Genomic DNA, 378 nt, shown 5'->3' with positions numbered 1-378 from the left:
GTTAAGGACGGTGGATTACGCGGAAGTTGGCAGATACAGAAATCACCCGACCTTATTGAAGACAATCTACCGGAAGACCCGTCCGGAGCTGCTACGAAACAAAGATTGTTTACTAGAATAAGATATCTCCCAATCCATCAAGATTGGGATATTTATTTTGGTAACGGTAAACCTTATGCTCAAAAGATTGAATATGAGGGTTACAGTAAGCAAGCCCCGAACGGTATGTTGCGTAAGAACATCGCAAGAGGTGGACAAGCATTCAGTGGATTTAAACTTGGGAGCTTTGATAAATGATCCCGTATCCGTTTCAATGGGTCGAAGATACCCTGAAATCACATTTAGTGAATAACTATGCTGAAATGTCACACGCTATGG

At 42.1% G+C, this 378-nt stretch carries 1 protein-coding gene; it reads left to right on the top strand.

The genetic code is table 11. The annotated features are described in order from the left end of the window. On the top strand, positions 1-297 hold a 297-nt coding region (locus Y882_RS20465; RefSeq protein ID WP_211259261.1), incomplete at its 5' end, for a hypothetical protein. Positions 298-378 lie beyond the last annotated feature (81 nt).

The organism is Dyella japonica DSM 16301 (genome assembly GCF_001010355.1).
Lineage (GTDB): Bacteria > Pseudomonadota > Gammaproteobacteria > Xanthomonadales > Rhodanobacteraceae > Dyella > Dyella japonica.
Note: the sequence above shows the minus strand (reverse complement) of the source record. Positions and strands in the feature narration are given on the sequence as shown.